At 42.3% G+C, this 20,111-nt stretch carries 23 protein-coding genes; 18 read left to right on the plus strand and 5 right to left on the minus strand.

The annotated features are described in order from the left end of the window. The first annotated feature begins 8 nt into the window (after window positions 1–8). From NST13_RS13400 to NST13_RS13425, 6 genes are all read left to right on the plus strand, one after another. Window positions 9–140, plus strand: coding sequence for a hypothetical protein (locus NST13_RS13400; protein ID WP_281275674.1), 132 nt, complete (start codon window positions 9–11; stop codon window positions 138–140). Window positions 141–397: 257 nt separating this feature from the next. Continuing rightward, entirely contained in the window at window positions 398–3,277 is a 2,880-nt protein-coding gene (locus NST13_RS13405) for an S-layer homology domain-containing protein (RefSeq protein ID WP_342470548.1), read from the plus strand. A gap of 561 nt (window positions 3,278–3,838) precedes the next feature. Next, the gene (locus tag NST13_RS13410; RefSeq protein ID WP_342468482.1) at window positions 3,839–3,976 is read left to right on the plus strand and encodes a hypothetical protein; all 138 of its coding nucleotides are present in this window, start codon (window positions 3,839–3,841) and stop codon (window positions 3,974–3,976) included. Between the two features lie 156 nt (window positions 3,977–4,132). Then, the gene (locus NST13_RS13415) at window positions 4,133–4,387 is read left to right on the plus strand and encodes a metal-sensitive transcriptional regulator (RefSeq protein ID WP_208652122.1); all 255 of its coding nucleotides are present in this window, start codon (window positions 4,133–4,135) and stop codon (window positions 4,385–4,387) included. Between the two features lie 77 nt (window positions 4,388–4,464). Beyond that, window positions 4,465–4,803, plus strand: a complete 339-nt coding sequence (locus NST13_RS13420; protein WP_342470544.1) for a rhodanese-like domain-containing protein — start codon at window positions 4,465–4,467, stop codon at window positions 4,801–4,803. 21 nt (window positions 4,804–4,824) lie between these two features. Further along, window positions 4,825–5,121, plus strand: coding sequence for a rhodanese-like domain-containing protein (locus NST13_RS13425; RefSeq protein ID WP_342470543.1), 297 nt, complete (start codon window positions 4,825–4,827; stop codon window positions 5,119–5,121). 49 nt (window positions 5,122–5,170) lie between these two features. Here the strand turns inward: NST13_RS13425 and NST13_RS13430 are convergent, their stop codons facing one another. Beyond that, complete coding sequence (locus NST13_RS13430) at window positions 5,171–6,823, minus strand: IS1182 family transposase (RefSeq protein ID WP_342580685.1); 1,653 nt, start codon at window positions 6,821–6,823, stop codon at window positions 5,171–5,173. Window positions 6,824–7,059: 236 nt separating this feature from the next. Here NST13_RS13430 and NST13_RS13435 point away from each other — a divergent pair, with 236 nt between their 5' ends. The 4 genes from NST13_RS13435 to NST13_RS13450 all read left to right on the plus strand — a co-directional run bounded on the left by NST13_RS13435 (window position 7,060) and on the right by NST13_RS13450 (window position 10,513). Continuing rightward, window positions 7,060–7,257, plus strand: a complete 198-nt coding sequence (locus NST13_RS13435) for a hypothetical protein (protein ID WP_342470542.1) — start codon at window positions 7,060–7,062, stop codon at window positions 7,255–7,257. Window positions 7,258–7,416: 159 nt separating this feature from the next. Continuing rightward, window positions 7,417–7,788 carry a metalloregulator ArsR/SmtB family transcription factor gene (locus NST13_RS13440; RefSeq protein ID WP_342470541.1) on the plus strand — a complete coding sequence of 124 codons (372 nt, stop codon included), beginning with the start codon at window positions 7,417–7,419 and terminating at the stop codon, window positions 7,786–7,788. Then, window positions 7,781–9,904, plus strand: coding sequence for a heavy metal translocating P-type ATPase (locus tag NST13_RS13445; RefSeq protein WP_342580798.1), 2,124 nt, complete (start codon window positions 7,781–7,783; stop codon window positions 9,902–9,904). The genes NST13_RS13440 and NST13_RS13445 overlap by 8 nt, the downstream gene beginning before the upstream one ends. A gap of 465 nt (window positions 9,905–10,369) precedes the next feature. Then, a complete protein-coding gene (locus tag NST13_RS13450) occupies window positions 10,370–10,513 on the plus strand; it encodes a hypothetical protein (protein ID WP_172597779.1) in 144 nt (47 codons plus the stop codon). Window positions 10,514–10,670: 157 nt separating this feature from the next. Here NST13_RS13450 and NST13_RS13455 read toward each other — a convergent pair whose 3' ends face one another. Next, window positions 10,671–11,207, minus strand: a complete 537-nt coding sequence (locus NST13_RS13455) for a hypothetical protein (RefSeq protein WP_342580799.1) — start codon at window positions 11,205–11,207, stop codon at window positions 10,671–10,673. A gap of 103 nt (window positions 11,208–11,310) precedes the next feature. On the opposite strand from NST13_RS13455, the gene NST13_RS13460 reads away from it, so the two are divergent. The 3 genes from NST13_RS13460 (at window position 11,311) to NST13_RS13470 (ending at window position 13,655) form a co-directional block, all read left to right on the plus strand. Beyond that, entirely contained in the window at window positions 11,311–11,886 is a 576-nt protein-coding gene (locus NST13_RS13460) for a TetR/AcrR family transcriptional regulator (protein ID WP_342470539.1), read from the plus strand. Between the two features lie 36 nt (window positions 11,887–11,922). Then, window positions 11,923–12,648, plus strand: a complete 726-nt coding sequence (locus NST13_RS13465) for a glycerophosphodiester phosphodiesterase (protein ID WP_342580800.1) — start codon at window positions 11,923–11,925, stop codon at window positions 12,646–12,648. A 116-nt stretch (window positions 12,649–12,764) separates the two neighbouring features. Next, entirely contained in the window at window positions 12,765–13,655 is an 891-nt protein-coding gene (locus NST13_RS13470; protein WP_342470537.1) for a DMT family transporter, read from the plus strand. Between the two features lie 358 nt (window positions 13,656–14,013). Here NST13_RS13470 and NST13_RS13475 read toward each other — a convergent pair whose 3' ends face one another. Then, window positions 14,014–15,042, minus strand: a complete 1,029-nt coding sequence (locus NST13_RS13475) for a DUF2804 domain-containing protein (RefSeq protein ID WP_342580801.1) — start codon at window positions 15,040–15,042, stop codon at window positions 14,014–14,016. A 215-nt stretch (window positions 15,043–15,257) separates the two neighbouring features. On the opposite strand from NST13_RS13475, the gene NST13_RS13480 reads away from it, so the two are divergent. From NST13_RS13480 to NST13_RS13490, 3 genes are all read left to right on the plus strand, one after another. Then, entirely contained in the window at window positions 15,258–15,785 is a 528-nt protein-coding gene (locus NST13_RS13480; protein WP_342581862.1) for an amidase domain-containing protein, read from the plus strand. A 159-nt stretch (window positions 15,786–15,944) separates the two neighbouring features. Further along, window positions 15,945–16,541, plus strand: coding sequence for a nitroreductase (locus NST13_RS13485; RefSeq protein WP_342580802.1), 597 nt, complete (start codon window positions 15,945–15,947; stop codon window positions 16,539–16,541). Between the two features lie 101 nt (window positions 16,542–16,642). After that, entirely contained in the window at window positions 16,643–17,497 is an 855-nt protein-coding gene (locus NST13_RS13490) for a fructosamine kinase family protein (RefSeq protein WP_342581863.1), read from the plus strand. Window positions 17,498–17,542: 45 nt separating this feature from the next. Here the strand turns inward: NST13_RS13490 and NST13_RS13495 are convergent, their stop codons facing one another. After that, on the minus strand, window positions 17,543–18,067 hold the full coding sequence (locus NST13_RS13495) for a DUF2179 domain-containing protein (protein WP_342470534.1): 525 nt from the start codon (window positions 18,065–18,067) through the stop codon (window positions 17,543–17,545). Between the two features lie 195 nt (window positions 18,068–18,262). Between NST13_RS13495 and NST13_RS13500 the strand changes: the two genes are divergently transcribed. Together NST13_RS13500 and NST13_RS13505 are read left to right on the plus strand one after the other, a co-directional pair. After that, window positions 18,263–18,733 (plus strand): GyrI-like domain-containing protein, encoded by a 471-nt coding sequence (locus NST13_RS13500; protein WP_342580803.1) that lies wholly within the window; start codon window positions 18,263–18,265, stop codon window positions 18,731–18,733. A gap of 19 nt (window positions 18,734–18,752) precedes the next feature. Continuing rightward, window positions 18,753–18,887 carry a hypothetical protein gene (locus NST13_RS13505; RefSeq protein WP_342580804.1) on the plus strand — a complete coding sequence of 45 codons (135 nt, stop codon included), beginning with the start codon at window positions 18,753–18,755 and terminating at the stop codon, window positions 18,885–18,887. 194 nt (window positions 18,888–19,081) lie between these two features. Here NST13_RS13505 and NST13_RS13510 read toward each other — a convergent pair whose 3' ends face one another. Further along, window positions 19,082–19,978, minus strand: a complete 897-nt coding sequence (locus NST13_RS13510; RefSeq protein ID WP_342580805.1) for a DMT family transporter — start codon at window positions 19,976–19,978, stop codon at window positions 19,082–19,084. Between the last annotated feature and the right edge of the window lie 133 nt (window positions 19,979–20,111).

Here is a 20,111-nt window from a genome sequence, read left to right on the forward strand (position 1 = left end):
CAAATGAAATGAGACAAGCATGTATCTATTTCATTCTATTATTTATACTTGCGTTCTTTTTTATCTATGATCGGGAACCGCTGCAATCCGTTCAGTTTTCCATCATCATGTCCGGGTTGTTATTGTTGATTCGAAGATGATCTAAGGGCTTTCTCACAAAAGCGAATCTGCTTATTAAAGGAAATAGAATATGTTTTGAAAAATTCAGAAATTATTTAGGAAAATTATTGAAAAAATCTCCCACCTGTTGTTTCGGAGTGTTAGTATAAAAACAAAACTCCTGGCGAGAGGAATTCAGTCAACTTCCGGTCTGTGGAAGTGATGTACTTCACTTCAATCAAACCACTGGATGGAAAGTGGCGGATCGTTCATGAAACACAAAAGGGGGAGATTAAGAATGAAAAAAATAGGGGCCATAGCAAGCGCGGTCTTAATCGCTTCTACAATTACGCCGGCAGTTTACGCGGAAAACAACGTTGCTTCAGAAAGCGCCAAATTTAAAGATGTTCAACTGTATAAAGAAGACATCAATTTTTTAGCTGAAAAAGGATTAATCAAAGGCTACCCTGACGGAACATTCAAACCCAACAATCCGATTACAAGATACCAAGCAATCAACATTCTACTGCGGGAAATAAAACCGGATGTGACGAATATTCCCGACGTTCAATATAAAGATGTGAAAAAAGGGGACTACGGTTACGAAGAGATTGCTTTAGCAACCGCATTGGGCATTGTTTCGGGGAAACCGGATGGCACTTTTGATGTTTCGGGCAATTTGACCCGTGCGCAATTGGCAAAAATGTTGGTCGAAACCTATAAAATTCCATTGAACGAAAAGAAAAAAGTATCATTCAAAGATGTTGATGACAAAGATTGGTATTCAAAATACGTCCATATTTTAGCTTCCCATGGAATTATTACAGGGTATGAAGACAAAACCTTTAAACCGAACAATAAAATATCGAGGGCACATTTAGCCTTAATCCTGAGCCGTTTTTTGAAAAACAAGGATAAAATATTGAGCAATGCAGATACAGATGGTGATGGTTTAACGGACCGGGAAGAATTGATTTTGCTGACGGATCCCAAAAAGAAAGACACTGACGGGGACGGGTTGGATGACTATTTTGAGTATGTGAGCAATGTGTATTCTCCGACAATGGCGGATACAGATGGCGATGGAATAAAGGATGGAGATGAGGATGCAGATTCGGATGGACTTTCGAATTTGCAGGAATTGGCGATAGGGACATCCCCTTATTTGAAAGATACCGATGGAGACTCTCTGCCTGATGGACAAGAAGTCGCAAACGGTACAAACCCATTGGCCGATGATACGGACCGTGATGGTTTGTTGGATTCGGAGGAAGGCAGATTCAATTTCAATCCCCGCAATCGGGATACTGATGGAGACGGGATTCTTGATGGGGATGAAGTGATCCAATGGGAAACAGCGGCTCCAGCCTATTTGAAAGGTGAACCGGCCTATCCGACTGTCACGATGAAAAGCAGGGCGAAAGATGCATTTTTTACGGAAATCCAACCGATTTCAACCGCCCATCCACTCTTAAATGACAGCATTCCCGGCCTGATCGGCAACGCATATTCTTTCAACACCGTCACTGATTTTGATTCTGCCAAAATCAAATTCCATTATGGCAATTCCGTTTCAAACAATGATTTCCAACCGGCCATTTTTTACTATAACGAGAAAAAACAGGCTTTAGAAAAGGTGCCAAACCAAATGCGTGATCCGCAAACCAATACCGTTGAAGCGGCGGTGGACCGTTTCGGCGTTTATGTGTTGATTGATGGCACTGTATGGGATCAGGCTTGGAAAGAAGCGCCCGGCATGTCAAACAAGGAACGGGCCCGTTCATCAGGTGATCTGGATAACCCAATCCACTTTACCTCTTCACTGTCCGTTGTCCCGGCAGATGTTGATCAAGCGGGATCAAAAACAATAGCCGCTGCAGAAGATTCCGAGCTGTTCACAAAAGATTCCGATCGTGACGGCATTCCCGACTATTATGAAACGAACGGGTTGATCATCGGAACGGGCAGCCTCATTAAAACGGATCCAAATAACCCAGATACAGATCAGGACGGAATCTTGGATGGAGATGAAATCAAATTCGAACAAGACAAGGAATATGCGGTGCTCATTTCAGATCCGAATAAAAAAGATTCCGATGGAGATGGGATTTCAGATGCCGATGAAAAACCGGCTGAAAGATTGGTTTATAACGTGACGGATGAAGCCTTGGCGGTATTTTCGGATTTGGCCTATTTGGATGTTGCCGGTATGTCAAATTCCACGGAACAGGCGCAAGGTTTGTTCGACTTCTCCAATAAAGATGTTCCGCCAATACCGCTTTCGAAAGAATCCATACAGAATGCCATCCGTTTGAAACAGAAAGCTTATTTAGTGAAAAATTGGGAGATCATTGGGTTTGAAACAGACGCAATTAGCGGACATAGCGGGGTTGTGTTCCGCAATTCCTATTCCAATGACATCGTAATAGCAGAACGCGGTGCAGCCGATTTGGCGGGAATCATAAATAATCTGGACGTACTTTTGACTGGCGATATTCCTCAGTTGGATCATGCGTTGGCGTTGGCAAGAAAAGCGATCGCCAACAATTTGTACAGCGATATTTACGTGACGGGCCATTCATTGGGCGGATTTAACGCACAAGTGATTTCCTATCATTTGATCAATGATTCATTAGCGAAAAATCAATTCCTTTCATCTAAAACAGCGAAAGCCATTCAAAAAGCCGTATTCGAACATTATCAAAGAACGGTGACATTCAACTCTGTTCCGCTTTTTAATAAAGATTCTTTGCGCCAATTGGGAATTGATCTGGATGTTTACACAAATCCGGAAATTCCAAAAGAAGAGATAGGAAAGAAAAAATACGAAGCGTATATTACAAATTACCAATTAAGCTACGACATCCTTACGATTTTGGGCAAATATTCAAAGTCCGGATATCTTGGAAAAACCGTCATGTTCAATTATCCAAAACAGGCACCGAAAACAGTGCAAAACGCGCCATTTGAAGCCCTTAAAACAATGATACAGGAGTATGGGAAATCCGCATCCGGCGGGGAGCCGAGCAACCCATTGGAATTGAAAAGATTCATCATTAATTTTTATCTGTGGTTTTCCATCAATGGACAGGAACAGTATAAAAAATTGGTCAACGAAGAGTTGGGGCAAGCAATGGAGGCGCACGGCATCAGAAATTTCGATCAGTACGATTTTTAAAATCATTGCCGATGCAATCTTTCATCTGGATGATCGCCAGGACAGTCGGGGAGTATCAATACAATAAAAGGCGACGTGCGGATTGCAGGACGTTCTAACAAAACCAAGAAATGTTGAAAAAACATTTTCTTGGTTTTTAGTGCGCCTGGCATGGGTGTAATCTATAGGGTGTAAGTCCCGAACTGTGAAGGCAGAAGTAACAGTTAGCTTAACGCAAGGGTGTCCGTGGTGACGCGGAATCTGAAGGAAGCGAGCGGCAAACTTCCGGTCTGAGGAACACGAACTTCATATAAGGCTAGGTATCATTGGATGAGTTTGCTAAACAAAACAAAGTCCTTTCTGCCAAAGGTGGTACAGAGTAAATGAAGCAGATAGATGGAAGGAAAGATTACATTCTTACCCGGGGAGGTCTGGCGGATATGTGAAGTACGCTTCATAACCTACTTAGTGATAAGTAGCTGAACCGTCAGAAGTCAGCAGAGGTCATAGTATTAGTTGGTTTAGAACTACTAAGAAGGACCGAACAATGAAGAGAGAATAGCCCTTGGCATTCAGTGAGTCATGATGAACACAGAAAACGTAGTACCTCACTTGAGGAAGGAAGCGGTGAATCCCGTGGGAGACCTCTTGGAGGGTGGAGTGACCACTGGCATAAAGAGAACAGCTATTCACGGAAGTTATAAAAACTTGCGTCAATGATCTTAATTGAACCGCCGTATACGGAACCGTACGTACGGTGGTGTGAGAGGACGGGAGTTAATCGCTCCCTCCTACTCGATTTATAAGTTGACTTTATACCTAATAGGGTATAAACTGTTGGTAGAAATCAAAGTCATAGAAAGTAGGGATGCCTCATTGAAATACGATACGAAGACAATAAACCGTGTGAAGCGTATTGAAGGACAAATACGCGGGATTCTGCGCATGATGGAAGAAGGGAAAGACTGTAAAGAGGTCGTCACTCAGCTTAGCGCCGTCCGTTCCGCAGTGGACCGTACCATCGGCGTGATTGTGAGCAACAACTTGATCGAATGCATGAATAAAAGCAAAGCGGAAGATATGGATGAATTGGTGCAAGAAGCGATTAATTTAATTGTCAAAAGCCGTTAGTTCCAATAGCTGTTTACGCAGCTATTTATTTATAAACCGAAATATACCTATATAGGTATTTGTTTGGAGGTGAGAACATGGAGTGGATCCTCTTAGCGATTGTTGCCGCATTCATTATATGGCGCTTGAAGCCGGCGAATGTGAACACCATTTCCGCAAACGAATTGAAAAATATTCTGCAGGATAAGGACAAAATATTTATTGATGTAAGGACACCGGCGGAATACAGAGCAAAACATATTCCGCAATTTCAAAATTTGCCTTTGGGATCGGACTTTTCTAAACTTCCCAAAGATAAAGAAATCATTGTCATTTGCCAAAGTGGCATGAGAAGCGGTCAAGCCTGCAAGCAATTAAAAAAGTTGGGGTATGAGCGCGTCACAAATGTCCGTGGCGGCATGAATGCATGGAGATGAATGATGGAGGAGGATTTTTAAATGAAAGAAATTACACCGAAAGAAGTTCAGCAACGTTTGGAAGCGGGAGAGACATTGAATATTATCGATGTCCGTGAAGTGCATGAATATCAAGGAGGGCATATTCCGGGAGCCGTCAATATTCCATTAGGATTGCTTCCAATAAGAATGAATGAACTTTCCAAAGACAAACCATATATTGTGGTGTGTTTGGCAGGCGGCCGCAGCGCCCAAGCGACAGAGCTGTTGGATCGAAATGGATTTGATGCTACCAATATGTTGGGCGGCATGAGCGCCTGGGAAGGGGAAGTGGAATAGGATTAAGGAGTCAGCGGGACTTTGAAGAAATAGGGAGGCTGGGACAAAACTAGCTTCTAGATAGGAAAAAGGAGAATTTGAGCCAACTCAAATTCTCCTTTTTCCATTTATCCCCATTATTTTTGGTTAGTTGATCTTTGTTGGCCGTGTATTTTCGTAAATTCACGGCCATTAAGGCAATGCCCATTTCATTTTCCACTTTCGATTTTCCTCGAACGGAAAATCGAGTGAAACGCAAATTAGCCTTCAAGAATCCAAAAACTGGTTCTACGTCTATTTTACGTTGACGGAAAATAGAACCAGCTTTTTCTTCTGAAAGCTTCGCTCTTACATATTCTTTTTGTTGTTCCCATTTTTCATTCACCATGACCTTTCGGTGATTGCCTTCCTTTGCTTTTGTGCATGATGAACGAAATGGACATCCTGAACAGTTTTCACATTCATAGATTTTCAATTCTCGTTTGAAACCAGTCTTATCTGTACGTACAGAACGATAACGGAAGGTTACTCGCTGCTGATTTGGACAAATGTAGGTATCACTTTCTTCGTCGTACATCCAATTGTCTGGATGAAATGGATTTTGTTTATATTTCTTCTTTTGTTCTTTCTCATACATGGTATATGGAATGAGTGCCTCACATTTTCGATTCGAAAGGATGTCTTCATAGTTTTGTTCACTACCATAACCAGCATCTGCGACAATATACTTTGGCAACGGAAAATAATCCTTTTCTATCTTATTCAAGAACGGAATTAATGTACGTGTATCAGTAGGATTTGGAAAGATGCTATAAGCTAGTGCGTATTGACCTTCTGTTGCGATTTGTACGTTGTATCCAGCCTTCAATTGACCGTTTTTCATATAGTCGTCTTTCATTCGCATGAACGTCGCATCTAAGTCTGTTTTGGAATAACTGTTCCGTTCCCCCAAGATGTCCAAGTCTTTTTGGTATTTTTGTTTTCGTAGAATGAAGTCTATTAATTGTTTGTACGCTTGTTTTGGATATTTTCGTTCGCTTCTTAATGCTTTTCGTTCTGTGGCATCGGGCGATGTTTCTATCTTTTGGTCATATTCCTTAATGACTTCATCGACTTGTTGCACCATTTGAGCGAGTTCTTCAACGGACAGTTCTCCCTCATTTTCCCGCTCCATTTCAGGGATGATTTCTTTTTCTAATAGTTCGTTGTATAACTGATTGGACTTTTCAATTAAGTTTTGGTTGTATTTTTCAATGGATTTCTTCCATACGAAAGTAAATTTATTGGCATTCGCTTCAATCTTCGTACCATCGATAAAAATGGCTTCTTGATCGATTAACTTTTCTTCCACCAGTTGGCAACGGAATTGGACAAAACATTGACGAATTAATTCTTTTACTTCCGGATGCACACGAAAACGATTGATCGTCCGATAACTTGGTTCATATCCTTGTGCCAACCACATCATTCGTATACTGTCCTTTAATAGCGCTTCAATTTTTCGACCTGAAAAGACAGACTGCGAATAGGCACACAAAATAATTTTTAGCATCATGCGTGGATGATAAGCAGGACAACCTGTATTTCGAAGAAACGGCTGGAAGGCTTCATCTGGAATACTTTCAACTAAATGGTGAATGTGGAAGGCAATATCATTTTCTTGTAATTTTATTTCTAAATCTAGAGGCAAAACTAATTGATTCATGTTATAATATTTGAACATAAGGACCCTTCTTTCTGTTAGGTTTTGTGTGCTAACTTAATTTTAACAGAAGAGGTCCTTATTTTTTATTGAAAAAATGAAAAACAGCCCATGAAATTTCATTCCAAAATTTCATGGGCTGTTTCCATTTTAGAGGGGGTTTTGTCCCAGCCTCATTTTTTTATTGTAAAATTTTACATATAACGCTATGGGAAAGCTCCATATTGTAGAAGAAGTGATTCAAAGGGGATGGAAGAATGTTGATCAATTTATTGGATGGTTTGGCCCTATTCTTTTATTGGACCTGGTTTGCATGGCCCTTTGTTTTTGTGTTTTCCCTCGTTTATTCCATTGCCGGTTTTGTGAAGGATGAACGGGCTTCCGCAATACCGGTGTTTATAGCAGGTTTCTCTCTATTGATGTTGTTATCGCCTTTGATAGCATTTACTGATTGATGGGGGCAGATAGGCAAAATCCGTGCATCATGTATGGGATGTACGGTTTTTTTTATTCAATCCAACTTGCAAAACATTTAAACATTCATTTGAATATAACGCAAGAATATCTTAAACTAATATTCAAACATATATTTGAATGTTGGAGGGGTGAAGCCGTTGCCGGAAGAAATCAGCATTTGTGAAGTGACGTATGTCGATGAAGAAAAAGTGGCGAGAATTCAAAATCAATTAGCCCATCAAAACCCTCTGGAAGTGGCGAAACTTTTTAAAGCATTGGCGGATGAAACACGAATCAAAATCGCTTATGCCTTGGCATTGGAAGATGAGCTGTGCGTTTGCGACGTTGCCAATGTTATTAACGCATCCACTGCAACCGCGTCCCACCATTTGAGATTATTAAAAAATTTGGGGCTTGCAAAGATGAGGAAAGAAGGGAAATTTGTTTATTATTCCTTGACGGATGAATGTGTGAAGCGATTGATTGAAATCGCCTTCCATCATCAACAAGAGGTGGCAATAGATGAGTGAAATGAAACAGATTTATCGTGTAGAGGGTTTTACATGTGCGAATTGCGCAGGGAAATTCGAGCAGAACGTGAAGACATTGCCGGGTGTGCAGGATGCGAAAGTGAATTTTGGCGCATCGAAAATTACCGTTGTTGGGCATGCGACAGTGGAAGAACTGGAAAAAGCGGGGGCTTTTGAAAACTTAAAAGTCTATCCGGAAAAACGGGCGGAAAAGCATCCGGAAACGGGGCGTAAAAAACAAGTATCTTTTTTTGAAAAACATCATCCGTTATTATACTCCGGCCTGTTGATCGCGCTAGGAGCAATTTCCATATTCATCAATGGGGAAGAGAATCTAATCACCGCATTATTATTTATTTCTTCCATCCTCATTGGCGGCTTTTCGTTGTTGAAGACCGGGCTCAATAATTTAATCCGTCTCGATTTCGATATGCGGACACTGATGACGATTGCCATCATCGGGGCAACGATCATCGGGGAATGGGCGGAAGCGGCGGTGGTGGTCGTTTTATTTGCCATCAGCGAAGCCCTTGAGCGCCATTCGATGGACAAAGCGAGAAAATCAATTAAATCATTAATGGAAATTGCACCGAATGAAGCGACTGTTTATCGAAATGGGAAAGAGACGGTTGTTCCCGTTGAAGAAGTGGTGATTGGCGACATCATGATTGTAAAGCCCGGGCAGAAAGTGGCAATGGATGGCATTGTCATAAAGGGGTCTTCTTCCGTCAACGAAGCCGCCATCACCGGAGAATCGATTCCGGCGGCAAAACAGCCAGGAGATGAAGTGTTTGCGGGAACGTTGAATGAAGAAGGACATTTGGAAGTCAAAGTGACAAAATATGTGGAAGATACGACGATTTCCAAAATTATTGAACTCGTAGAAGAAGCCCAGGCGGAACGGGCCCCTGCACAAACGTTTGTCGATCAATTTGCCAAATATTACACACCGGCGATTATGGCTGTTGCATTTCTTGTTGCGATTGTGCCGCCGTTACTTTGGGGTGGCGATTGGATGGATTGGGTATATCAAGGATTGTCCGTATTGGTTGTCGGATGCCCGTGTGCCCTTGTTATTTCAACACCGATTTCCATTGTTTCGGCCATTGGCTCCGCAGCGAAAAAAGGAGTGCTGATTAAGGGCGGCATTTATTTGGAAGAATTGGGGTCCTTGAAAGCAATCGCCTTTGATAAAACAGGGACGTTGACAAAGGGGGCGCCTGTGGTCACTGATTTTATCATGTTAAGTGATAAAATCCATGAGAAAGAAGCGCTTTCGATTGCCTGCGCTTTGGAAGAACGTTCGAATCATCCGATTGCCCGTGCGTTCGTCAAGAAAGCGGAAGGGCTTGGAGTGGAACCTCTTAATCATGATATAGAGAATTTCAAGGCCATCACCGGAAAAGGTGTTCAAGGGACGATAGCCGGAACAACGTATTCCATCGGCAGCCCTGTTTGGTTTGCCGGCCGGGTGACGGAAGAGATTGAAAAGAAAGTGGCATCCCTTCAAAACGATGGGAAAACGGTAATATTATTCGGCACGGAAAAGGAGATTTATGCAATTTTTGCCGCTCTTGATGAAGTGCGCCATTCCAGCAAAGAAGTTGTTCGTAAGCTCCATGAAATGGGTATCCAAAAGACGCTGATGCTCACGGGAGACAATGCAAAGACAGCCGCAGCCATCGGAAGGGCGGTCGGCATTTCAGAAGTGAAGGCGGAATTGTTGCCAGAGGAGAAATTGGAGCATGTAAAAGGATTGGGCAAAGCATACGGCAAGGTGGCGATGGTTGGAGACGGGGTCAATGATGCCCCTGCTTTGGCAGCATCCACAGTGGGAATCGCCATGGGCAGCGCAGGTTCGGATACAGCTTTGGAAACGGCCGATGTGGCGCTGATGGCCGATGATTTGGGGAAACTTCCTTTTGCCATCAAGCTTAGCCGGAAAACATTGGCCGTAATCAAGGCAAATATTGCATTTGCATTGGGCGTGAAGCTTCTCGCTTTGCTGCTGGTGGTGCCTGGCTGGCTGACTTTATGGATTGCGATTTTTTCGGATATGGGCGCAACGCTTTTAGTATCCTTGAATAGTATGAGATTATTGAGAGTAAAAGAATGACTTGAAACCATCAGCAGGGGATTCTTGCTGATGGTTTTTCTTGGTGCGCCCGGCATGTACATGAACTATAGGGTGTAAGTCCCGAACCCCGAAGACAGAAGTAGAGGTTAGCCAAGAGCAAGGGTGTCCGTGGTGACGCGGAATCTGAAGGAAGCTGGAGGCAAAACACCGGTCCGAGGAACACGAACCTCATATAAGGCTAGGTATGATTGAGTGAGTTTGCAAAACAAAACAAAGCTCTTTCTGTCGAAGGTCATATCGAGTAGATGAGGCGGATAGATGGTGTGAAAGTGCATGTACTTACCCGGGGAGGTCTGGCGGATAGGTGAAGTACGCTTCATAACCTACTTAGTGATAAGTAGCTGAACCGTCAGAAGTCAGCAGAGGTCATAGTATTAGTTGGTTTAGAACTACTAAGAAGGACCGAACAATTAAGAGAGAATAGCCCTTGGCATTCAGTGAGTCATGATGAACACAGAAAACGTAGTACCTCACTTGAGGAAGGAAGCGGTGAATCCCGTGGGAGACCTCTTGGAGGGTGGAGTGACCACTGGCATAAAGAGAACAGCTATTCACGGAAGTTATAAAGACTTGCGTCAATCATCTTAATTGAACCGCCGTATACGGAACCGTACGTACGGTGGTGTGAGAGGACGGGAGTTAATCGCTCCCTCCTACTCGATTAGAATTACATTTTGAAGGTTGATAGTATTTCATTCCATAAACGAATGAAAAAAGCGCCTTTGTTCATTGAAAGTGCAAAAAATTATAAACTTTCTCTTTCTCTTTTTGGAAACACAACGTATGAAAAGCTGATGAGAAAGTCGATCAGCAATACAACGGTCCATCCACTTATAACGCGTTGCAGCGGACGTGTTCCTTCACCGGTGCCGATATACAGAATCATGAGGCCAAGCAGGATTCCCCCGATGATATAAGCGATCAGATGGCGTCCCCACATTTTCATCTCATAAACGGCTTTCTCTTTGCCATACAAAACTTTTTTCCGCAAAGGGTTATTTAATACCCAAGTTTGGAATTTGCCGTCTGCCCAAGCAATCATGGATTTTCCGAAGGCGATGGAAACCCCGATATAGATGGCGGCCAGACCATGGGCAAAAGTGGCCGTTGCTCCATTTTTCAAATCGATGGCCGTGAGTACAAGCAAAGCAAAATCAATCAACGGGGTGAGCAAGAGCAGGAAGATGCTCAGCTTATCCAGTTTCAATATATATCTAGTGTAAAGCCCTGAAAAAATGACAATCCAGAAGGCGATTTCAGCAGTGATAATCCAAAAAAGCATTCAATCCATACCCCCATGAAAATTTATTTAATACAGTTGTATTAAAATAATACAGCATATTTTTAAATAATACAAGTGTATTAAATAATGCTATAATAAAAATATGCCAAAACTAGTTGACCATGAAGAGAGAAGAAAAATCATCGCAAAAGCAACGTGGAATGTGATTGCAAGGGAGGGGCTTGGCGGCGCTTCTGTTCGTTCCATTGCAAAGGAGGCGAATCTTTCACTGGGAGCAGTGCGTCATTATTTCGAGACGCAGGAAGAACTGTTGGAATTTGCGATGCAGCTCGTTGAAGAACAAGTAACGGAACGAATCATGGGCCACCTGCAAAGTCCGCTTCCACCAAAGGAACAAGTACTCAATATATTGATGGAGTTGATCACACCGGAAGAAAAGAAAGTGGAAATGCAAGTATGGCTGGAATATGTTTCATATAAAATCCGCAAAAAAGAGCTGCAAAAAGAATCGGTTCATGAAGCGATTTCGGAAATTTTGCATCGTTTAAAGAAAGCGGGGATGCTAAAAGAAGAAATTGTTTTAGAAGAAGAAATTGTGTTTTTGCATGCGTTAATTGATGGACTTGCGTTACATATTTTAATGGGATTGGTTCCTATTGAAAGGGAACGCATACGCTATTTATTGAGAAAAGAATTGGACCGCATTTTTGTGGAGTAGGGGATGTATTTCCCGCACTTTTTGGAGGGAGTTTCAATGCAAATTTTTGCCCATCGAGGCTATTCATCAAAGTATCCTGAAAATACGCTCGCAGCCTTTCAAGCGGCAGCAAAACTGGACATTACCGGAGTGGAGTTGGATGTTCATCTGACAAAAGACCGGGAATTGGTGGTCATCCACGATGAAAAAATCAACCGCACGTCCAATGGAAAAGGCTTTGTTAAAGATATGACCCTGAAAGAATTGCGCAAGTTCGATTTTGGATCCTGGTTTCACAAAAATTTCCGCGGCGAAAAAATCCCGACATTGGCGGAGGTGTTGGATCTCTTTAAAGATACGCACCACAAAATTAATATTGAATTGAAGTCCGACAAATTGATATATCCAGGGCTCGAAGAAATGGTGCTGAAAGAAGTGGAAAACTTCCGGTTAAAGGACCGGGTCATTATTTCATCCTTCGATCATGAAGCCGTCAAGCGGATGGTCGGGTTGGCACCGGATATTGAAAGTGCCCCGCTGTTTTCCTACAGCATTTTGAATATGAAATGGTACCGCACTTTATTTCCTGCCAAGGCCCTTCACGTCGCATACAGGGCGGTGGCCCGGCGTCCGGTGCTGGAGGCCATCAAAGCAGGGATTCCGGTTCGGGTATATACCATCAATAATAAAGAACAAGTGGAAGTGTTGCGGCATTTGGGAGTTGAAGGGATATTTACCGATTGTCCGGAAGAAATGAACGAAATGCTTAAACAGCCCAAATAAGGAAGTTCCGTCCTCTTTGAATGAGTTCAAAGGGGATTATTTTTTGTCATTTTATGGTTGATGAAAGTTCTTTTTTATTATACGCTTACCTTTAATAATGGAGAGGGGAACAGAAAATGAAGTCGGCCTCATATGCGAAATATATACTTGCATTGCTGCTATTCGGTTCAAACGGGATTGTGGCAAGCTATATTTTATTGAACAGTTATGAAATCGTTTATTTGCGGACGTTTATTGGCGGCATTTTCCTTGTGTTGATTTTTGTGCTGACAAAACAAAAGGCCAGGTTCTGGAAAAATAAGAAACACTTTCTGTACTTGGTGATTTCCGGTGTATCCCTTGGAGCAAGCTGGCTGTTTTTATTTGAAGCATACAATCGAATCGGGGTAAGCATTGCCACTTTGGCATATTATTGCGGTCCCATCATCGTCATGATGCTGTCGCCGCTCCTATTTAAGGAAAAGATGACAAGCTCGAAAGTCATCGGCTTTTTCTCTGTCATCCTCGGGCTGTTTTGCGTCAACAGCCATGCGTTTCTTGAAGGGGAAATTTCATGGGGATTAATTTTCGGAATCTTATCGGCCATCATGTATGCGGCCATCATAATCTTCAATAAAAAAGCTGTCAGCGTTTCGGGGCTTGAAAATGCCACATGCCAACTGGTCATCGGCTTTATCACGGTCGCTGTGTTTATGGGCGTGAAGCAGGGGTTTTTCGTCCATGTGGAGGAAGGAAATTGGCTGCCAGTCCTTGTTTTGGGCATTGTAAATACAGGAATCGGCTGCTATCTTTATTTTTCGTCCATTGGCCATTTGCCTGTCCAGTCGGTGTCGATTCTGGGCTATTTGGATCCCCTTTCCGCCCTGGTCTTTTCCGCTTTATTTTTGGATGAAACGTTAAGTTTCGTGCAAATGATCGGTGCCGCGTTCATTTTAGGAGGCGCGGCATACGGGGAATTGTATCGGCCGGGAAAACGCCAATGGGCAGTTGACGGGAAAAAGGCATAGCTTATTAATCAAATGGGGTGAAATGATGGATTGGAAAAAATATGTTGTACTGATCATACCGTTTCACTCAATTCCTTAATATTGTTTATGCTTCTTCCTAACGGTCAAAGATACTTGGTGCTTTAAGTGCCTCTCATTTTTTGGGGAGTTTATTATGGTTGGATTTGGATTGGAAAGAAAAAGGAAAAGGCCTGATTCAAGGTCTTTTTTTGTTGCATGCACCTAAGGGAAGCGTGCATCTTTATGATCCGGGATAGAACCTCTATTCCATAAAAAAGAAAAAGCGAATTAGAAAACCTATCGCTTTCTATATTCGCCCTTCAAGTTTCCCGCATTCGACAGAAAGATTTTAACCGGCTCACCACTTTGCCACATGTTCCTCAATGCATCCCAACATTTGTTGAATCATCAGAATGCTGCCATCTTCCAATTTGACTTTGCCGTTATAATAACCGACTAGCTGATGCACTTCTGATTGCACAAGCTTCAGGTCCGTTTTTGCCACTCTTTCAAAAAATGGGTGGAAAGTGAGCATGACGGCATCGGAAAATTTTGTCGTCACATACCATGGCTTTTTGAAATTGGAACGATCATATTCGAAAATTACGTCTTCGTGGATTTTGGTCATTTTGCCATCGACGAATATGGCGTTCTCCGTCATTCCAGTGCCATCCGTCCATTTGCCGCCAAAATTCAGTCCCACCCGATGATTGCGAAGGCGTTGTGAAGCATTTGCCCAATTCCAAACGACCTCCCTTGGCCAAACTCCCCGGCCAAAGTCCAATACGCTGAAACAATCGTCCTCATGAAATTCATAGCGCTTGTTTCCAAGTTTGACAAATCCTTTGGTAGGCAGGATGTGATGCTTGGCAGTAAATTGGAACGTTTGCCGGTTCCAAGGCACTACCACATTCAACGATTCATCGTCAACGGGGTGCAAAATCTTTAAATTGACGTTAAGGGGTTCGTTGTCAAAGTTATCACAATTGACTGTCAGCAAGGTTTGATTTTGGATATGCGAGATATTGACGTTCATTTCGCTGTTTGTAAACCGGACAGGGTCAAGCACCTGGGTAGGCATTTTTAGTTTTTTGACAACACCTAAAGGAATGGTGACCATTTTTTCAAAAAATCGTTGGGTTTCATACTCCAAAAAGTAGACAAAACAAGAAACGGCATAATCAAAGTGACAAACCGTCACGGAAAATAAAATATCCTCGCCGTAACAGCACCAATAATTCCATTTCTTTTTCCGCATAAAATGGCCCGATAGATTGCATTCAATAATTGGTTTTTTGGCATAACCAATCGCAGCCGGATTCAAATTTCCCTTTTTATCGCATAAACGGGTCCATTCACGGATTTCTCTTTCAGCATGCTGCACCAATGCCAACTTCCTCTCAATTCATATTACCTGAAATTAACATCATAAAAATCATTTCAAAAATTTACTGTAAAAACAAGAATTTGAACATAAATAGTGATATTTATTATTGTATCAGAATTTTACAGTTTTTTCTGAAAGGGGACACACCAATTATAGAAGTTCAAATTTGAACATCGGATTCATAAGATGATGAAAAAGGAGGTACAGAAATAGCGATTTATTATGATCGGGATGCAGCTGTCCAATACGCGAAAACTTGGTGGAATTCCTTTAATCCCAATTACCCCGTGTTTACGGTTGATTGCACGAACTTTGTCTCACAAGCGTTAAGAGCAGGGGGAGCGCCAATGTCCGGTTATCCGAACCGCGGCAAAGGTTGGTGGATTACGGATGGTTGGAAAGCTGGGGCGAGAGAATACCATTATCCCCGGGAAACCTGGAGTTATAGTTGGTCTGTTGCGCATAGTTTGAGATGGTATTTGGAAAGTGCCAAAACGGGACTGACGGCGAAACGGGTTTATTCGCCTTCCGAATTGGAACCTGGAGATGTGATTTTTTACGACTTCCAAGGGGATGGAGTCATTGACCACAGCGTAATCGTCACGAGTGTGTTTGACGGCGTCCCTTACGTTCATGCCCATACAGGACCCAGCGCCAATCGCCACTACGATTATTCAGATTCCTATGCTTATACGCCAAATATTCAATATTATTTCTTTAAAATTGATGATATATTCTATTAATATCGTTCTTTTGAAGCTGAGAAAGAAAAGGTGTATTAATATATAATTATAATAAGACCCAAAATAATGGATATTCAAATTCCACATTTTTTATGATATGGTTGTTTGGAGATAATAGTAAAATCGTTGAACTTCATTATTAAGGAGAGTAATGTTTGAATGAATGACCAAGCATTAACCGTAAGAGAAGCCATTATTGGCAGACGGTCAATAAAAAAATTCAACGGACAGCCTGTAGACCGAGCAGATTTGTTTCAGATCATAGATGATGCTGTATGGGCACCAAACCATCAAAACCGGGAACCATGGCAACTCATTGTTGCATGCGGCAAAGAGCTGAAAAAGCTTCACGAATTGCTCAGAAATACGACGATACCGGATTGGAGAACGTTGCCGGAAGAAGAAGTGGAAAAGCGCATGCAAAAATTCACAACGCCAGGTGGTTATGTATTTGTCATCGTACCTGAAGATTCCCGTCAGAAAGAACGTTTGGAAGACTTTGCGGCGGCATGTGCACTGATTCAAAATATGATGCTGCTTGCCTGGGATTACGGCATCGGCAGCTGCTGGAAAACTCCGGAGTTTTTGGATAAACCATCATTCCGTGAAGCATTGGGCGTAAAACCTGGCGAACGCATTGTGGGCATGGTGCAATTCGGTTATTTCGATGAGCTTCCAAAAGGAAAAGAGCGTAAAAAATCCGATGAAATCGTAACAATCTTCGGTTCCGATGAAGAGGAAAATGAAGAAGAATAGTGAACTCAATAAAACTGCGCCTCCGAATGATGATGCATATGGTCATTTGGAGGTGCAATTTTTTATAATCAAAATGGAAGAAGGTGATTCAATTGATTCAAATGATCAGTAAAGGTCTGCAAATGATTTCTCCTGAAGAAAACATCCAGAAGATTTCCCCGGTTTCCGGCGGTGACAGTAATCAAGCATTTTATGTGCAAACAAATGAACGCGAATATTTCGTGAAGTTGAATCAACAGATGAAAATTGGGTATTTCAAATTTGAAGAGCGCGGTTTGAAAATGATTCAGGCGACAAATACAATTAATGTACCGGACGTCTTAGGCTGCCTGGAAGCAGAAGGGGTGCCAATGCTTTGGCTGGAATGGATTGAAGGGAAACGGATCCATGATACAGATGTGCTATTAGGCGAACGTCTTGCGGCCATGCATCTTGCTGAAGAGAAAGGGTATGGATTCGATGGAGAAAGTTATATTGGCAAACTGCCGCAGCAAAATCGATTGATGGACGATTGGGTGGAATATTACCGCGATGTCCGCTTAGCCGGCCAATGGAAGCGGGGCAAGGCGAATGGGAGAATTGGACAAGCCCGTGAGAAAAGGTTAGTGAAATTGATGGAAAGGCTGGATGAATGGATTCCAAGGAAACCAAAGTCCTGTTTATTGCACGGCGATCTGTGGGGAGGAAACTGGATGACGGGGCCAGGTGGAACTCCATATTTGATCGATCCGGCAGTCCTGTTTGGCGATCACGAAATGGATCTTGCTTTTACGGAATTGTTTGGCGGCTTTTCCCGGAAGTTTTATGAAGCCTATCAGTCGGTGTTCCCGCTTTCGCCGGAATATGAAGAAAGAAAAGAATTGTATCAGCTTTATTATTTATTGGTGCATTTGAATTTATTTGGGGAATCATACGGTCCATCGGTGGACCGGATATTGCGGAGATATATGGGGTAAAGGAAAAAGAACCGCCCCCTTTTCAAAAAGGAGCAGTTCCAACGTTCAGTGATGTTTATGTTTCCGCATCCGATCGACAAGGAACCCGCCTTTGAAGGATTTCGGTTCAAAAGAAATGATGAACGCTTTAGGTTCGATGGAATTGACCAGCTCAAACAGTTCCTTCTCCCGATTCCGTTTGGCCAAAATCTCATATTTATAACGTTCGCTGTCCCGACCTTCCCCAACATAAGTCGTGATGGCAAAACCGTTGGAGCGGAGGGCGTTAATCAATTCCTGGTTTTTCGTTTGCGTATTGATGGTCACGTACACGTAACCGATCGCCAATTTATTTTCAATTTTTGTTCCTAAAAAAATGCCCAGTCCAAAGCCGACCGCATACACAATCATGGCAAGCAAACTTTGGTCTCCATTGAATACGAGGGAAAGCCCAAAGACGTAGATAAGCATTTCCAATGTTCCAATCATAGCTGCAAGAAATGTCAAGTTTTTCACCAAAAAGATGGTGCGTAATGTAAGCAACGGAACATAGATTAATTGCAAAACTAAGATTAGAAGAATATTCGTCATTTTGATCCCTTCTTTGGCGCGATTGTTGTTTCCAGTATGGCACCCATGCAATCAGGTATTTTTCCACGATGTTCCCCAAAATGCAGTGTCATCAATATTGGGGAATGCTTTTTTCAGGTGAAAGCGTTTTCCGAAAACCGTATGCAATAATATGGTTATTTAACTGATTATAAAATAAGAAAAGAGTGATGACAATTGAGTAAATTTGAATGGAAAAAACAATTAAAAGAACTTTACTTGCCCTCCACGCAACCGACAATCATTGATGTGCCGACCATGAAATTTTTTACGATTGACGGCAAAGGTAATCCAAACGAGAAACCATTCCAGGAGCATATCGAAATTCTTTATGCTTTATCCTATGCGATCCGGATGATGCCCAAAAAGGGGATTACGCCGGAAGGGTATTATGAATATACCGTGTTTCCATTGGAAGGGCATTGGGATTTGGATGAAGAAGGAAGAACGAAAGATTATTTGGATAAAAACCACCTCGTGTATAAATTGATGATTCGGCAACCGGATTTTGTAACGGAAGAATTGTTTCAATATGCTCGGGATACGGTGAAGAAGAAAAAACCGAATTTGGATGTGGATCAGGTCCGGTTTGAAACGATTACGGAAGGGTTATGCGTGCAAGCCATGCACATCGGCAGTTTCGATTGAATGGAAGACCTTCGAACGGATGGAATCCTATTGCGCAGAAAACAATGTAAAGCGGGCAGAAAAAACCCATAAAGAAATCTATATTTCAGATCCGAGAAAAACGGCACCTGAAAAATTAAAAACGGTGTTAAGGTTTAAAGTGGAAGAAGTTTAATAGGTGATGCTCGGGCTTGTAGCATGGGATAAAAAGTCAGGGCTTTTTGTGCAAGGATATTTTGAAATTTTCACATGACTTTCGCTGATAGGATTTTAAGACCGGATGCTTAATAAAATGATAGGGGCATAGCAGAAGTAAACGGAACTGCTATGCCCATTTTATTTGGCAGGGTTGCGTTGAGAGCAACGTTTTTATTTTTCAATGGATGTTTCCAACGAGCCGACCTCGATACTCCTGCTGCCAGTCCAGTTCACCAAGAAGATTCCGGTAAATATGCAAAGGCCTCCGATGGTTACATACGGATTGATGGCTTCATCCAATAATACCCATCCTGAAAGAACACCGAAAAATGGGGCCAAAAACAAAAAGGCGCTTGTTTTGCCGGGATCCCCTTTTTGAAGTAAATAAAACCAGCCGGCAAATTGGACGATGGATGCCATAATGGCGAGCCACAATACGATAAAAATGGATGTGCCGGTTACTTGGAAGTGGGGATTTTCCAAAATCAAACTGCCAATAAGCAAGATGATGCCGCCAAATAACATTTGGAAGGCCGTCAATAGCCACGTATTGAAATCATTTCCCCATTTTTTGATGAGCAATGTGCCGATCGCCCATGAAACTGCGGAAAGAAAGGCGAGTAAAGATCCGATTTCAAAACTTAACTGTGCCCCAAGGGTTATAAATACCCCGATAAAACCTAATATCACACCTGTCCATTGGCGTGGGCTATAAGATAACTTCATGAAAATCGTGCCAAAGATGACGACTAAAAGCGGGTTCATAAATGTTAATATGGAAGACTGCCCCGCTGGAATTGTCCGCAAGCTGAGAAAGATGCAGGACATAACGCCAGCTGTTTGAAAGGAACCGATGACAGCGATCTTGACCCATTGGGAAAAGGATTTGGGATGAGGGATCCGCAATAATCGAACAGCAATGGCCATAATCACTCCTGCCAAGGAAAAGCGTATGCCGACTAATAAAAGCGGTGTAGTATAAGAAAGACCGATTTTTCCGACTGCAAAAGAAGAACCCATTAAAAAGGTGGTCAATACGACCAGAATACCGAAAAGCCATTTGTTCATTTGAAACCCCTCCCCATTATTGATTCAAGATTAATAGCGGGATGCATGTTTTGAAGATTATTAATATTCAAATAATTAAAATCAAGAGATAGATTATCATTATATATTCCTATTAGTCAACCAACAAACATTA

Source organism: Ureibacillus sp. FSL W7-1570 (genome assembly GCF_038593265.1).
Classification (GTDB): domain Bacteria; phylum Bacillota; class Bacilli; order Bacillales_A; family Planococcaceae; genus Ureibacillus; species Ureibacillus suwonensis.